The organism is Kocuria rosea, assembly GCF_006094695.1.
GTDB classification, from domain to species: domain Bacteria; phylum Actinomycetota; class Actinomycetes; order Actinomycetales; family Micrococcaceae; genus Kocuria; species Kocuria rosea.
Window position 1 is genome coordinate 3,773,063 of record NZ_CP035103.1, and the last position, 15,705, is coordinate 3,788,767.

Annotated in this window: 9 protein-coding genes; all 9 read right to left on the reverse strand. The window is 62.4% G+C overall.

Annotation, left to right across the window (positions count from 1 at the left end):
- Positions 1–18: 18 nt before the first annotated feature.
- A complete protein-coding gene (locus EQG70_RS17195) occupies positions 19–423 on the reverse strand; it encodes a hypothetical protein (protein ID WP_244296592.1) in 405 nt (134 codons plus the stop codon).
- Positions 420–4,010: a DISARM system helicase DrmA gene (drmA, locus tag EQG70_RS17200; RefSeq protein ID WP_341873661.1), complete on the reverse strand. Its 3,591-nt coding sequence runs from the start codon at positions 4,008–4,010 to the stop codon at positions 420–422. Before drmA ends, EQG70_RS17195 begins: the two co-directional genes overlap by 4 nt.
- Before the next feature lie 128 nt (positions 4,011–4,138).
- Positions 4,139–8,179 carry an Eco57I restriction-modification methylase domain-containing protein gene (locus EQG70_RS17205; RefSeq protein WP_109269119.1) on the reverse strand — a complete coding sequence of 1,347 codons (4,041 nt, stop codon included), beginning with the start codon at positions 8,177–8,179 and terminating at the stop codon, positions 4,139–4,141.
- Positions 8,179–11,385 (reverse strand): DISARM system SNF2-like helicase DrmD, encoded by a 3,207-nt coding sequence (drmD, locus tag EQG70_RS17210; RefSeq protein WP_244296594.1) that lies wholly within the window; start codon positions 11,383–11,385, stop codon positions 8,179–8,181. Before drmD ends, EQG70_RS17205 begins: the two co-directional genes overlap by 1 nt.
- 691 nt (positions 11,386–12,076) lie before the next feature.
- The gene (locus tag EQG70_RS17215) at positions 12,077–13,027 is read right to left on the reverse strand and encodes a hypothetical protein (RefSeq protein WP_138976494.1); all 951 of its coding nucleotides are present in this window, start codon (positions 13,025–13,027) and stop codon (positions 12,077–12,079) included.
- A gap of 319 nt (positions 13,028–13,346) precedes the next feature.
- On the reverse strand, positions 13,347–14,504 hold the full coding sequence (locus EQG70_RS17220; RefSeq protein ID WP_109269116.1) for an McrC family protein: 1,158 nt from the start codon (positions 14,502–14,504) through the stop codon (positions 13,347–13,349).
- Positions 14,488–14,772, reverse strand: coding sequence for a hypothetical protein (locus EQG70_RS17225; RefSeq protein ID WP_138976495.1), 285 nt, complete (start codon positions 14,770–14,772; stop codon positions 14,488–14,490). Before EQG70_RS17225 ends, EQG70_RS17220 begins: the two co-directional genes overlap by 17 nt.
- Positions 14,733–15,215 (reverse strand): McrB family protein, encoded by a 483-nt coding sequence (locus EQG70_RS18220; RefSeq protein ID WP_167508931.1) that lies wholly within the window; start codon positions 15,213–15,215, stop codon positions 14,733–14,735. The genes EQG70_RS17225 and EQG70_RS18220 overlap by 40 nt, the downstream gene beginning before the upstream one ends.
- Complete coding sequence (locus EQG70_RS18225) at positions 15,167–15,628, reverse strand: hypothetical protein (RefSeq protein ID WP_167508932.1); 462 nt, start codon at positions 15,626–15,628, stop codon at positions 15,167–15,169. Before EQG70_RS18225 ends, EQG70_RS18220 begins: the two co-directional genes overlap by 49 nt.
- Positions 15,629–15,705 lie beyond the last annotated feature (77 nt).

Below are 15,705 nucleotides of genomic sequence, written 5' to 3' on the forward strand. Positions count from 1 at the left end.
TGACGAGGAGCCCGTTCCTCATCTCATCGACGCACCCACGCCAAGAACCTCATGACCCACAACACCTAGATCTTCGCCTTCGTGCGACATGGACATCTTCTTTGGCTGCCACGGGAACGGCCTGAGCTGCACGTCCGGGGACTTGAGCATCATGCGGACGACGTCCCGGAGACGGGGAGCGTGAATGACCGGCACTCCGTCGCGACGCGCCCAGATCCGGTCCCAGTCGTCCAGTCCGGCGGGCATGATCGTGAACTGGGGCAGGTCCATGATCGCACCAGGACCGTAGGTGTAGATCAGCGAGGAAGGGCGTCCAGAGCCCACTTTGGCGCGGTTGTGCTTGGTTCCCTTTTCGGCTTCCTGCTCGGCGTCACCGAGTGGATCGAGCTCCTGCTGAGAGTCGTAAACGAGCTTGGTGGTCATGAGGCGTCCTCTTCTCCGCTCGGCATCTGCCAGCCGGGAGTCTTCTCTGTTTCGCGGACGAACAGCCGGTCCTTGATGGGGCTGACCAGCAGATTGATCTCCGGTTGCACCTCTCGCATGGAGTTGGCCACCACGAACGGCGAAACGTCCTTTGACTGGTCCCGTGCCCGCACATTTTCTGCGCTGATGATGAGCGGTCCGGCCTTGCCCTCATCAGTGACGCGTTCGTAGACCAGATTCTTCTGTTCCTGGGCCAGGTACTGCCGCCGCTTGATCCATTGGTCGAGTCGATTCTTCAACCGGTTGCGCGCCGTTTCTGCCGACGTCTCATCCGAGGCCCGCTTCACGCGGGCGGTCAACGCCTCGATGAGCGCGCCAACTGCGTCTTGTTCCGCATCGATCTGCCCAGCGCTTTTCTCGGGGGAGAGCCCACTTGCGCGAGCAGCCTGCAAGACACGAGTCGCGCTGACGAGCACACCGTCGAGTCCACGATCCATGGACGTCGCAGAGAACGGCGTGACCGAGAGGGCCTCCACCTTTGCGTAGAAGGTCTCGTGGTAGTGCCGGAACTGCTCGAAGTGGGCCAGGTCCCGGGGACGGGCCCAGTTGCCCAGACTCACCACGAGCCCCGGACGGCCGGGGTCACGGCCCACGCGGGAGGAGGCCTGAATGTACTCCGCGGTGTTCTTCGGCTGGCCCACCATCAGCATGAGCCCGAGCCGGGTGACGTCCACACCAACCTGGAGCATCGACGTCGCCAGGACGACGTCGAACGGATTCACGTCGCGCTTGGCCGGCGTCTTGGCGGCCTTGACCAGCTCGGCACGCTCCGTCCTCCCCTTCGTTGAGTCGAACGCAGGGTCGAAGGCGACTGCCATGTCGTCCAGCGTGGTGGTGATGTCGTCGCTCGACACCCGGGAGGTCAGCTCGGCGAGGTGGAGGTTGCCGTAGTCCGTCCCCCGCCGCCGGGGCAGTGAAGACCAGCGTCGTCCTCCGCTCAACAACGTCTGTACGTCGTCGAGCATGTACCGGGCCATGCCGGCAAGCTCACGGGTCGCGTTGAAGTACCCGACCAGCGTCAGATAGGGATCGGCGACTTCTCCCGCACGATCCAGGAGCAACTGGCCCGCAGCCATGAGGATCTCCGCCACGCGGATCTCCGCCGTGGTGAGGCGGACCCCCGTGGTGCTGACCCCGACATATCGACGTCCGGGATACTCCTCCGAAACCTCTCGCTCGGTGGAGAAGAAGGTGTTTCCTACGTCCAGCACCTGAGGGGGGAACACCGTGACATCACGGCCATAGAGAGCCCGCACCTGGTCGGCCGCGTTGCGCACGGTTGCCGTGGAAGCGACCACCAGCGGTTGCACGGGGGTGCCGTTCTGATCCCGCCAGGAACACATGAGGTCGACGCCCACCTCGAAGAGACCCACCGTCGTGCCCAAGGCCCCCGTGATGAGATGGAGCTCGTCCTGAATGATCAAATCCGGTGGGCGCAGCCGACCGACGGCGCGGACGGCCGCAGGCGGTCCGCCGTCCTGAGACGCAGGATGCTTGTTGCCGTCCTGGATCTCGCAGTGTCGGTAATCCGTGTGGACGTAACCGTGGCGCTCGCAGTGCTTGCGGACGTACCCGAACAGGGACGCCGCTTCCCCTTCACGGGCCAATCGGGCGAATTTGTCGACGGTGGCGATGAGGAAGGCAGGTGTGAGGCGGTAGATCTCCTCGTCCACGGTGAGGACGGGAAGTCCTTCCTCTGCCGTACCTCCTTCGGAGAACGGGCAGTCAGCAAACTCGTCACCGCAGAAGACGTGGACCCTCCGGGTGGCCTTCTCGGGACGAACATTGCTGACGGTGATCCGGGTGCCGCACCACGGGCACCGCTTGAACTGCAGGACGGTCACGCGTCCGCCCTTGTTGTCATTGGCCTTGGCGACCTGCTTCTCGGCCTCGTCGAACCGCTTGGGGCTGACATCGGTGCCCACCCACAGGCCGATCCGGAAAGACTCGGCGCCCCAGGCCTCAGGATCGGCCCGACGGACCATCTCTGCGGCGCAGACGAGGGCTGTGGCCCGCTGGAACTGCTGGGCGGTGAGCAGCCGCAGGGTGTACCGCATCAGCACGGCGACCCCGGACAAACCGTTGAGCTCGCCATCCGCCGTCGTGACAATGCCCTGCCGACGGCGCATGGCGAAGGTATAGGCGGCCAACCCCAAGTAAGCCTCGGTCTTACCGCCACCGGTGGGGAAGAACAACAACTGGGCTTTCGCCAGATCCCCCGATCGAGCGGTGGACGCCGGATCGGTGAGCAGGGGCAGCTGCATGAGGATGAAGGCGAGCTGGAACGTGCGCCATGAGTGAGCCAGGGGGCCCCTAGCCAGCACCTTCTGCCGGGCGTCGAAAATGCCAGCGCTGGAGTCCGTGGCGCGGTCACTGGCGACCTGGGTCTGGATGCGCTGATCGGCCATGACGGCGTTCATGAACCTGAAGCACCGCAGCGCTTCCTCATTGCTGAGCAGGTGCTCAAGGCCCTCCGCGAGCTGCTCCTGCACCTGCCCGGCCTCTTCGATGAGCTCCCATGCATCATCCCGTAGATGACGGGGTAGATCGGACACGCGATGCCCTTGCTGATCCAGCCACTGGGCGTAGCCCGTGACGATCGGTTCGAGGCCCTCCCTGAGTTCACGGACATTGGCCTTGGCGAGCACCGTCATGTCGAGGGTGGCTGCCTCGATCTCCTCGGCTGTGGTCTGCGGGGTCTCGGAGGTGGGCAACCAAGTGGTCCATACCTTGGTCGCGCGGCGCGATCCCTTGGCGACGTGCCAGTCGACGGAGCAGGTCCGCCCGACCGCGAATTCGAGGCGGTCCCTGTACTGGAGATTCAGCCGGCGCAGCTCGGTGTCCCGCTCGAACCGTTCGTCCTCCAAGACGTCACGCACTGGCAGGAAGAGATCCTCGCCCCCCACGTCCGCGTAGAGCTTGGTCTGGTACAGCCACGCATCCACGGGGATCTTCCGCGACGTCTCGCGGTCGTTGCAGAGCGCTACTTCCACCAAGCGCCGCTTGAGTTCGGGTTCTTCGTACTGGTCGACGCGCAACACCACGTCGTCCATGAGCGGGAACGTCGTCGTCTCCCTCGCCTTGAGCTGAGCGACCTCCACGACGACGGGAATGTCCACCGGCGTCCGTTTGTAGCGTGTCGTGCCGGGCTCTTCGCCAGGCATGCTCTTGTAGACGCCCCACGATGCTGTGACCGTGAAGGACGCGCAATCCAAGGGGATTTGGAAACGCAGGCCCATGGACGCCGGAACCATGAGGCCACGTTTTTGAGGGTCGTCATCCACGTCGTCCTCATCGGCGTCAGCGGTGCTGTCGTCGACTGCCGTCACGGGAACACCACGGCTCTCAGACGCCGCCACGGCGTCACCCACGTCCGTGGCAGCCTCTTCCGATCCTTCCTCCACAGGATCTACCGGTCCGCCGGTCAAGCGCACCGGAGCAATTCGTCCGACAAGGTAGGCGACGTCCGGAGGACCGTCGAGGATTTCTTCGTCCCCGCCTGCCGGGCCGAGGAGTTCACGCTCCAAGATATCTGTGAGGTTTTCGCGAGCCGTCCATGAGCGATTGTCGGGTTCAAAGTTGAGCTCGTAGGGAGCACGCTCTGCCCACCCCCTGGACTGGGCATTTTTGTGACTTACGGATATCGTCATGCGTTCTACTCCTCCAGAACTTCCCGGACGGGCGACGGCACATTGCTCCGCACGGCAGCACGGCGATGATTCTCTTCAAGAAGGCGATCGAGGATTTCCACGCGCGCGGCAGGGCTGACAGTCCAACGCTGCGTTTGACGATAGATGTGGAAACCATGGTCGAGGTGGACATCTCCCCAGCCATAAGCAGCCATTACGCTTTTATCTATTTCAACATGCAATTCTCGGACCCGAGCCACATCAGCGTCAGAATGGCTAGTAATTGCAGGATTATTTACCATATTGTAAAGATTCGTCAATCCTAAATGTCGGGTTAACATAATTTTTCGACGCTCAGCATCCAAATTTTTGCCCGCTTTCTCAACTCGATCACTAAGTACGGGCCGCGGAAAAGTTTCAAAAACATCAGATGCAGCATATCGGACTCGCGTTTCAAGAGTGGAACCGTATGCAATAGCCCAAATTTGATGGGGACTTGACGAAATTACCGCTTGGTCTTGGTACGAGTCAGTAGCAAACACAGTCAGCGAATCGCTCAAAATTTGCGCTGCTGGCACTCTTATCGGCATTACCGACTTGCTAACGCGTGCGATTACTAAGACCTCCCCTAGTGCAGAAATTGCCTTACGCATCCCGGGCCGTTTTTCCGCATACTGCCACCAACGCTCACGAAGCGCCCTGCGATTTACTTCTTGCCGCTCCCCCTTGACTTTTTCAACAAGCCGCTGGTATGGCAAAGCATACTTTGCGGCTTCGAGTTCCGAGCGATCATAAAAATCAATCACCCAGCGTGACGCCGAAGCATCGGGGCGCGCACTGATATCATCTCCGTTTAAGTAAGGGAATAGTACATCCGCATTCTGAGAGTCTTCCTCGATCCAAGCAAGCGCCTCTTTTTCGCCGAGGACAAACCCCTTGCCTAAAACAATGCAACCCTGGAAAGCAAACAAAGAATTCTCCGCCAGGCGATACGGTGCACCGCAAACTTTGCTCGCTGGCTCGAGCTTGGTAGATATATCGTTGACCGCCAAACCGTCAGCAACCCTATGGGCTTGTCTTGATAATTCACCAAAAATACCCCATACTGCTGCAAATTCAAGGTTGGCGCTACGCGCGGGCCAAGCTCGACTTTGAATTGATCGATTTATAGTGAATCCGTCAGCAACCATGCGATCCAATCCTACTTCTCGGGTGATACCCTGGGCGATTGAATTTGTTGCGATCAAGCCGAGAGTTCCGCCGCCCCGCAAGAGTGACATGGCACGCAAAAAGAAATATGCGACAAAGTCCGCGCTTCCCTTTTTGCCTTCAGCCAGCACATTAACGAGCCAGTCTCGTATATTAGTTCCCATAGAGCCAGTCAGTTTTTGACCACCCAGGAATGGTGGATTTCCAATGATAGCGTCAAATCCTCCACTGGCCATGACATCTGGGACTGACAAAATCCAGTGAAGAGGCTTCCACCGCTCATAGTCAGTCGTCACCGTAGGAGTGAGTCCGCTGGCAATGATGGTGTTGAGCATGGACGAATTGGCCAACTCTCCTATGGCGGGGTATGCCCTTTCAACAGCGATGCGCAAGTTCTCATACGTTTCATTAAGCGCACGCCCGGGCTTCCCGCCCACCTTCAAACCAGCAGCCACCACGCCATCGGCGATACGAGTAAGCTTGGCTGTGAGGTTCTGATATTCTCGCCATTGGCGCCGCTTCGTCGCCGCCGAACGCTGAGGATCAGAGTCATCGATTTCCGTGGCTAGTCGGCGACGCAGGCTAGCGGCGTCGACGAGGATTCCAGAGACGTCGAGATCGTAGAAGCTGACATTCTGGGACGCGGCCTTCGGGTCGATGTGCAGGCGTTCAAGCTGCTTGGCGTCGGTCAGACCGAGCAACGAATTGCCGTGGAGAACCTTGTCGTCGACGAATGAGAACGGCAGTTTGGGATCCAGGGACACCAGCCACAGCGAGAGCTTGCACATCTCTACGGCCATCTCGTTGATGTCGGCACCGTAGAGACAGCTCGCCACGATTTGTCGCACCGCGTGCGTCTCCAAACTTTGAGCGCTTCCTCGTGCGACGCCCTCACGATGCCATGCTTCGACGAGACGCTTGCCGAGGTAACGAGCAGCCGCCACGAGGAACGCCCCAGAACCGCAGGCGATGTCCGCCACCTTAAGGTCGAGGATCTTGTCCGAGGAAACAGGCTTCCACTGGTTCCGCTCAGCAGTCTGGTGCGGGCCCGGTGAGTAGACGAGCGGCTCCAGGGCGTGCTCCACGACTTCCTCGGCGAGGGAGCGGGGTGTGTAGTGGGCCCCGGACGTGGACCGAGACGGCGTCTCCACCACCGCCAGACCGCCGGGTGCGATGACCACCGGACGGCCGCGCAGATCACGACGGATGATGCCGATCCAGCTCCGCAATCGGGTGCGGAGCTCCTCGTCGGCGCCCGTCACAGTCAGGAGGGCGCGCACGGCGTCCTCCTGATTGTCGCCCGAGGCTAACGCCTTGGCGAGCCTGGACTGGGTCGGTGCTTTGGCCGCCGGCTGGTTGTCTTTGACCCATTTGAGGATCGCCTTGGCGATCACCGTGTCGTCGAGCTCGCCGTCGGAGAGGTCCTCCAGGACATTCAGAGGAATCTCCGGCTCCACTCCGTCAGTCCCCAGAAGTCCGACGACCACTCGGTCGACCTCTCGGCTGGAGTAGCCCAGCAGACCCTCGTAGATGTAGCCGATCTGCTCGACGTCGATGTCTCGGAAGGAGATCCGGCGGGCCGGCTCGCCCTTGAGCTCGGTGACCTGCACGGAGCGAAGGATCTCGAGCATGACACGATCGCTCACCGTGACGGCAAGCGTTCCACGCTCTGTGCGGGCAGTGAGGAAGGGCATGCGCGCGGCGTCGAAAAGTGAGCCGCCGTAGGAAGGCAGGCGCATGTCCTCGAACGACGCGCCCCGGTACAGGGCCTGTGAGGTGGCGAGGAGCCGGTGCCAGGTGAGATGGGTGGCATCCAACGATTCGGCGCCCTCGTCCCGGGCGCGCTGATCGAGGAGGTCCAACTGGTCACTGATGCCGTAGCCCATGGCGAACAGGCGCCCTTGCGGTAAGAGCCCTCGTTCCTCGGCAAAGAGGAGGAAGACCACGCGCATCATCACGGTGACCGCAGCCTCGTACACCTCACCGCGGTTCTCAGGGAGGGGGTCCGGATCGCCGCGGCGCTTGGCCTCAAGACCGGCTTCTGAAAACGCCTGAACGAGGAGCTCCACGGCCTTCCGGACCTGGACGCCAAGGGCGTCTGTGATCTCCTCGGCAGCCGCCACAGAGGCTCCAAACAACTCGGTGAGCCGCTCGGACGGCTTGCCTCCGAGCAGCCGCTTGCGCTGCAGCAGCTCGACGAACGCGTTGCGGGTTGCCGGCTCCTCGATCCACGTCTGGGAGTCGACGACGCCGGAGGCGACCATCGTGGATTCTCGGGCGCTGACGATGGCCCACCACCGTCCGTCGGTGACCACCCCGATGCGCACCCCGCTGTGGCGCAGCAGCTCTTCCATGCGGTCGATCGGACTCGCGGCCCATCCGTCGTCGAGGGCCGCACGGAGGGAGTCGACGGGATCGACCTCGAGAACCAGCGCCCCGACATTCTCACCGTGGACGAGGGCCCCCGAGGGGAGGACGGTGACGGCGTGGTTCGGCGAGCGCACTCCCGAGGCAGCATCAGCGACTGCGGGTAGTGCGAGGTCGGTGACGTAGCTATTGCCCCAGCCCAGGACGTCCCTGAGCACCGTCTCGACCCATGTCTGCTGCGCTTGGCGGTAGGTATTCAGAACGCTGATGTCATCGCGATGGGCGTCCCATCGTTCCCAAGCTCGTTCGAAGAGGGGTTTGGCTTGCTTGAGGACGGCGAGTACGTCACTGTCCATCGAGGGCATGCCGTATCCCCACACGCTCTTGAGCGCGGGCACGGACAGGAACGGTCCGTCGGTGTCGACGAGCTGAAGCCAGTACCGGTGGCTCTCGGCCCCGTCTCGCGGGCGTCGGTCGATTCGGCGCAGCATCAGCGGGCCACCTTCCCCGCCACCGCGTCCGCCGGCGTCAGCGCGAACACCACGGCGGCCGCGGAGACGTGCGGTTTGATCTCGGCATAGCGTTCCCGGATGGCGTCCACTTCGCGTTGCTCTTCCTCGGCCAGGCTGGCCAGTCGTTGCTCCATCGCCTGCATGTCCCGTCGTCGTTGACGCTGTTGGTCGTCGGGCAGCAGCGTCTGTTCCTCTTCCTGAATTTCCCGGGCGAGACGCTGCCGGGACTCGGTGAGATTGAGGCGGAAGGCCTGGAAGATCTCCCGGGCGCGTGCAACGTCGGCGTCCCGCCGTTCCTCGAGCGCGGCGGTGACGCGCTGCTGATGGCGTTCAGCGCGGCGCTCCATGGCCGAGCGCAGTCGTTCCCGGAGGTAGGAGTTGTCGGCGTTCCACTGCTCTGCGAGATACTCGCGCACCGGTCGATCGGCGAGCGCAAGCTTCTCTGCGTCCAGCGTGTCGTTGAGGAGGTCCTCGACCTTGGCCTCGGCGATGTCCTGCCCGCCGATCCGGATACCGGTGAGGAACACCTCCTCGTGGAGGCGGATGCCGCCACGTCCCACGAGGACGAGGCGGGACACCGCCGCCACACAGGACTGCGGCAGGTCGTCGACCACCACGGCGGTGACGCGGTTGACCTGCGAGTCGGTGCTGAACAGCGCCGAGCGCAGCAGGCGCGCCGACTTCTGCATCAGGGCGTGGCCGAGGTGGACGTAGACGAGATCGTCCCGATCGGCGGCGGCCTGGTCGTCGAAGGTGATCGGACGCCACCGTCCGGGCGTGAGTCGGGTGTCCAGTCCGCGAAGGGCCGTCTGCCAGGAGGGGCCGAGCGTCGGGACCGCGAAGACCTGCGCGTCAGTCCGCTCGTCCCCGATCTCCTCGAGCTGGGGCTGGGTGGTGAGTGCGAGGGCAGTGTCCAGCACTCGCCGGGCGTTGCCGGGGGTGAGGTGCATCTCCACCTTGCGCTCGGCGTAGGACTGGGAGAGTTCCGTGAGCTGTCGGCTGAGGTTCATGCCCCCGGCCAGCGTGCGCGTGATGATGGCGTTGCCGGTGTCCTGCGCCGACTTGGCCGCCTTACGAGTGCGGCTCGAGCCGGTGAAGTGTTTCTGGACCTCCGCGTCGATGACCTGGTTAGCTGAGCCGAGGTCCTGGGCGACGTTGCCGATCTTTTCGGCGATGCGGCGCATGAAGTCCATGTCGGCCGCGTACGTCGTGGACTTCGACGCCGGCGCGAAGTGGTAGATCTCGGGCGTGTGCTTCTGTCCGTAGCGGTCGACGCGGCCGATGCGCTGCTCGAGCCGGGACGGATTGAAGGGGATGTCGAAGTTCACCAGTCGGTGGCAGTAGGCCTGGAGGTCGATGCCCTCGCCGGCGGAATCCGTGGCGACCAGGACGCGCGGAAGCTGTTCGGTGCCTTCGGTGGTGGGGTCGGTGCTGAAGCGGGCTCGAATGTCCTCGCGCTCCTCGGCCGGGGTGGAGCCCTGGATGACGGCGAGCACGTCGTCGCTGTAACCCTTCTGCTGCAGCACGCGCACGATCCAGTCCAAGGTGTCGGCGTACTCGGTGAAGACCACGACCCGTTCGTTGGTCCATGTGCCGTCGGGGCGGCAGACGGCGTCAAGGAATTCGATAAGCGCCTGCAGACGAGAGTCCGGGCGGTGCTCGTAGCTGCTGCCCCAGGCGGTGAGCTCTCGGATCTCCGCAGAAGTTGCGGTGCTGAGCGGGTCCGACTTCTTGCTCTGCCTCAGCGTGGTGAACTCCGGCTGGTCGAACAGGCCTTCTTCCTCGTCGGAGGCACCACTGCCGAGGACCTCCTCGTAGTAGTCCTCGTCGTCGAGGTCCGACAAGCGCCCGACGCCGGATGCCGCCTCGTAGTGCTTGAGAGTGCGGGCAAAAGCCCACGGGCTGGACAGGAAGCGTTTCTTCAGAAGCATCGCGACGATGTCACCGGAGGACTTCTTCCCGTTGGCCCGTGCGCTGTCCGCCAGGATCCGCGCCAGCTTCTCGAACCGTTCCTGCTCGTCCGCGTCGGGGGTGAAGGGAAGCGTCTTGACCTGGCGGGCCTTGAAGTCCTTGTCCTTGATCTCGGACTTGAGGCGCCGGACCGCCACCTCCTTGAGGGCTCGCTCGTCGATCGTGGCCCCGCGGCTGAAGCGCCGGCTGTCGATCATCTCCAGCAGAGCGGTGAAGGATTCGGGGTGTCCGTTGTGAGGTGTGGCGCTGAGGAAGAGACGGTGCTCACACTTCTCGGCCAGCGCACGGACCGTGCGCGTGCGATCGCTGTCGACGGCGTAACCGCGGCTGCCGGGAGCGGCACTCGGGCTGGCCGGGGCGACGTGGTGCGCCTCGTCGACCACGAGGATGTCGAAGGCGAAGCGGCGAGCGCTGTTGGCGTCACGCACCTGGGCGTAGGCGTCACGGAGGAGCCGTTGTGCCCGGAGGCCGGAAAGCCAAGCCATGCTGACGATCACCCGGGGGAACAGGTTGAACGGGTTGGCGTTGAGGCCGTGCGTCCGGCGGACTTCGGCCATAAGGTCGCTGTTGACGATGACGAAGTCCAGACCGAACTTGTCCCGCATCTCGTCCTGCCACTTCAGCGACAGGCTGGGCGGGCAGACGATGACCACGGACCGGGCGCGATGGCGCAGCAGGAGTTCCTGGACCACCAGGCCCGCTTCGATGGTCTTGCCGAGACCGACGTCATCGGCGAGCAGAAGGTTGGTGCGGGGCGCCTGGAGCGCTCGGCGGAGCGGCTCCAGCTGGTAGGCCTCGACGGTCGCCCCGGAGCGGAAGGGTGATTGATAGGCCTTGGCGTCGGCGGAGGTGACGGCACCCCACCGCACGGCGTCCACGAAGGCAGCCAGCGTGTTGGGGTCGTCGAAACCTTCCGGTGTGATGGTCTCCGGGAGTCCCTGGTCCGGAGCGACGGTGTGGCCGACTTCCAGCTCCCACACGACGTCGAGTTCTTCACCGAGACGGTCCTCGTCGAGGGACTGCAATGAGACGACATGTTCCATCCGGGCCACGGTTTCGTCCGCGGGGCTGCGGTTCAGGCCTTGGACCTGGATGTCGGCAACGGCCCATCGCGAGCCGCGCACTTCGACGACCTGGCCCGGCTCAGGAACAGGCGGGAGCCCGCTCCCAGAGTGCACTTCGGTTTCTTCCGGCGCCGTGATGACGCTCTCCACTACGGCACTCATCGGCCGCCCCGCTCTCCCTCGTCCGCGCGACGTGCAGAACGTCGCGGGGAGGCGCGCGGGCCTGTCCGGCAAGCTGCCTTCGTCCCCAGAACCACCAGGGGCAAACGCAGTTGGATCGCTCGGTCCACGACGTGCTCTCATGCTAAGGCAAATTGATGCTTACGTCGGTCAAGCGGGAGCGCTACCTTCCCGCGTCTCGACGCCACGGACAAAGCTGCGGAGTCAGGAGGCCCCACATTACATACGCCCAGTTTTCAGTTCACCCCATGGCCACATGAACGGCCTCAAAAGCGAAACATCTTGTTTTCACTCCAGGACGGACACTGGAATTAGCACAAATCAACCAAGGGAAGATTAGCAAGCATGGATTGAATATTCCCATAAATAGGCGATCAAACCTTCATGCCATCTTCATGGCACAGCCAACACCGCCCTGATATGGAGATTAAACCGCCCGCATAAAGTGATTTAAAATGACATTTAAACCCACAAGAATCACACCTAAATGTTGGAGGATACAATAATCGTACCAGCGAGTGTGCCTATATTTATTCTCCCCTACCGGAAAATCGCAAAGCAGTTCACTCTACGTTTCGATGCTCAATCAATAGATCAAAATCTAACTCCTAAACTGAAGTTCCCACCAGCAAGACATGACACCAGTTCGTGAGTGGATTGTTCATACACCCGGATTCGCATTTACCTCTTCGCACCTCAAGCGATTATTGATTTTTAGGACCGCCTCTACAGCTGCGACCAAGCCTCGCTCGTCAATCACCGGAGCAGGCGGCAGATAAGCGCATGTGACAATATTCTCATCGGTGAGTTCGACAATTCCAGTGACCGCCTCTCCGTAAACTTGAGCTGCCTGACGAGCCGCTGCGAACAGCGGAGCGGCCCGATAGGAAACAAAATCTTCTCCTGCATCTCGTAGACGATCGATAACTCGAGAAAGTACTGCAGGGACGAGAATGGTTTTAGCACGCTCCTCGACACATGGTTGATAATCCGAAACCATGTTGAGATGGTCATTTAGATTAATGCGTGGATCATTGGGCATATCTAAGACTACGCTGACCCCGGTATTGTTGAGGTTCTCACCCCCAATAAGGTTGGCCCAATAAGTACGTCGACTCGCTTCCTCAGCATCGGACAATGCATTTCTTCCATAATTCTCATGGCCGCCGTATCCGTACCACTCAAATTCGGGCTCCGACATCAAGCTGTCGTAGGATACTTCCCACCAATCACCGACCACTGCTAGTCCATACCCGTCCTCAATAATTTGCACGGCAAAGCGATATGGGTTATACGCGGGCGAAATCTCACTTATGTAGTCCTGCTCAAATTGATAGCTTCGACAAGCGGCTTCAAATAAATTTACCCGTGTGTGATCCACAATAATGCGAGGGGAGCCGCCTGGCCTTGGAGGGGTTCCAGTGTCGAGATGCTTGGCAATTCGACCTGCAATTTCACTCAACTCGCATTCCATTCGATGGCCAAAAGCATAGTGGCGAATATCGGCGGCCAATTGCATCACATCGGTTCGTTGGGTTCGGTATCCGTAAGGTACTTGATCCATCACTAAATCTCCCATTTTGCGCAAAAAGGTGTTCCCATCGCTCGGCACACTTTAATTGTGCACCCACTCCCACTCATCCGCGAAAACCCCAGAATGACGTAGTAACGGTCTTATTTCGCAACCTTTCCAGTTGGCACCTAACGATCGGCCGCGCCGAACCGGTGACCGGCCTGCTCTCCGGAACCAGCGTTAATTCGGCAAACTCGTGAACCCGCTCCGGCTCCGCGTCGGTCATCATCGCGGACTAATTCAATTTCGAGAATTTTCCCATTGAGGCCATTCGCTCCGTCCGCGCGAGTCAGTGGACGATAGCGTGCAGGTCACTGTCCGACGACATCTCCCAGTATGGGAAATGTTTCTGGTGCCCTCACCGGACTTCTGTTCTACGGAGTTGTCTGATTACTTCCGGCGGGGGAACGGACAGGTCAAGGTGTCGCAAGCGTAGCCGTTTCCCTGCATGCCGCACTTCGTGAACAACAGGTGCTAATGGTCCCTCCGCGTAGATCAACGTTGCCTCCGGCAGCCCAGTTGCCGTGGCATAGGCCAGTAACTGGTAAAGGTCAGGCTCGTGGCCGGGTCCGACATCGCGCTTGTACTTCACATCGCCCACGAACCGCCACTGTCCACCGATTCGCACCCCGAGGTCCGGGACCAACGGGACCTGTCCACTCTCAGCTAGGAACAGCCCCCTGCCCCGCCAGCTGTTGGGGAACTCAATCTCCGTGCACCCGGCAACCTCACGGAGGGCCGTGCGCACGAACTGCTCGAGGACGTCGTGCAGACGCAAGGTGAAGCCGACCGTGCCCACGGCACCGCCGGCGAGGTCCGCCATGCAGTTCTCCAGCACAACCCGTGCCAGGCCAAGGACTTGGCGGCAGTGCTCGTTCTGGCGGGTCCAGCCGACCGCATCCAGCGCTGCGAGGGGTTCTCGCAGCGGTCGGGCGTGCTCGAGGCTTCGCCACAGACGATCCACACCGGCCGAGAACGCGGGGTTCGTCAGACGACTGTGGCGCAGCAACGCGAGAGCTTCGCGGAGAATCCGGTTCTCCGTGATGTCGTCATCGTGCACCTCGAAGCGGGACGCGATGGGCAGGGGCGCCGGTCGCCGTGCCTGGACGTTCCAGCGCACCCAGCCTTTGACCATCGGGAGGTTGGCCTCGACGGTCCGGTACGAGCGCAGCAGCCCGCGCTGCAGCGTCCGGCGGCACGCCGCGACGAAGAGGGCTGCCATGCCGTCCTCGAGGTCGTCGACGCCGGCGATGGCCGACCAGTTCTCCTCCCACCGGAACGGGTCCGCGGCGTAGGCGGTCATGAACAGCACCCGGTCGATCGGAATCCTGGGCCGCACCACGATCGGGATGCCGCCGACGCTCACGCTGCCCACCACCCCGCCGGGGCGTACGGTGACCTCATCGTCCTTGCCGGTCGCGCGGAAAACGGCCTCGAAGCGGGTCTCCAGAACGTGCCGTTGGGAGGAGGTCAGGGTCAGGGGCCCGGAGGTCTCCCACTCAGTCAGCTGCAGCATCGCCCGCAGTGTGCGTCACGGCCGCCTTGAGGGTTGCGAACTCGAGCTGGTCCAGGAGCTCCGGGCGGCGGTAGAAGACCTCCCGCAGGGTCGGCATCACGGTGTAGTCCCAGGCACGCCGGGCCCGGGTCTCGTCCATCTGCCGGCCCATGAAGTGGCTGGGGCCGACGTGCTGGTCCTTGTCCTTGATGATGCCGTTCGCCCGGTCGAGGAGTTCGGCGAGCCACTTCAGCTCGGCGTCGTGCTGGGCGCGGTGGTTCCGGAGCATGCCGTCCACGGGGTCTCGCCCGGTTGCAGGTCGCGGACGTAGAAGCGCCGGCGCAGCGCCGAGTCTAGGGCGGTGATGGAGCGGTCGGCGGTGTTCATGGTGCCGATGAGGAAGAGGTTGCCCGGCAGGCTGAAGTCCTGGCCGTAGGTCAGGGTGACCTCCTGATCGCGGTACTCGAGGAGGTAATAGAGCTCTCCAAACACCGCCGGGACGTTGCCGCGGTTGATCTCATCGACGAGCAGGACGTAGGTGTCCTCCGGATGGGCCCGCGCCTCCTTCGCGATGCGGAGCAGCGGGCCGTCGACCACCCGGAAGGACGTGGGATTCTCCGGATCCGGGCGCAGACCCTGGATGAAGTCCTCGTAGCTGGTCCCCGGATGGAACTGGGTGAGCGTCACCCGCTCCGGGTCGCCAGCGAGGAACTCCGCGAGCTGGCGCGCCACGTAGGTCTTCCCCTGCCTGGAGGGCCCTGCAGGATCAGTTGCTTCTTCAGCTTTAGCGGCTCGAGAGTTTGCTCCAGCCACTCGGCGCCCACCTCGTCCAGGGACAGCGCGGCCGTAAGGTCCTCGAACGAGTTCGACGACGACACCTCCGCAGCCGGGATCTCTGCCGACGCACTGACCACCCCAGCCGCCGAAACGCTGTCCTGCGTGGTCAGTACGACGGTCCTGCCGGTGCGCCAGGCGTCGAAGGCTCGCCACTCGGTGTCCTCCCACCCCTCGGTGCGACCTGTCCGCACGAGGAGGTCAGCGAGCACAGCTACGTCGAGGCGGGTACCCCAGAGGTCATCCGGCGCTCCGAGGCCAACGCGAGTCGCGTCGAGTCGCTCGAGGTAGAGAACGTAGTTCTCTCCCACCGTGGAGGCGCCCGTGGCTAGGTCGAAGGGAGAACCTCTGTCTCCCATTGCTCCATGGCGCTGACGAGGCAGTTGGT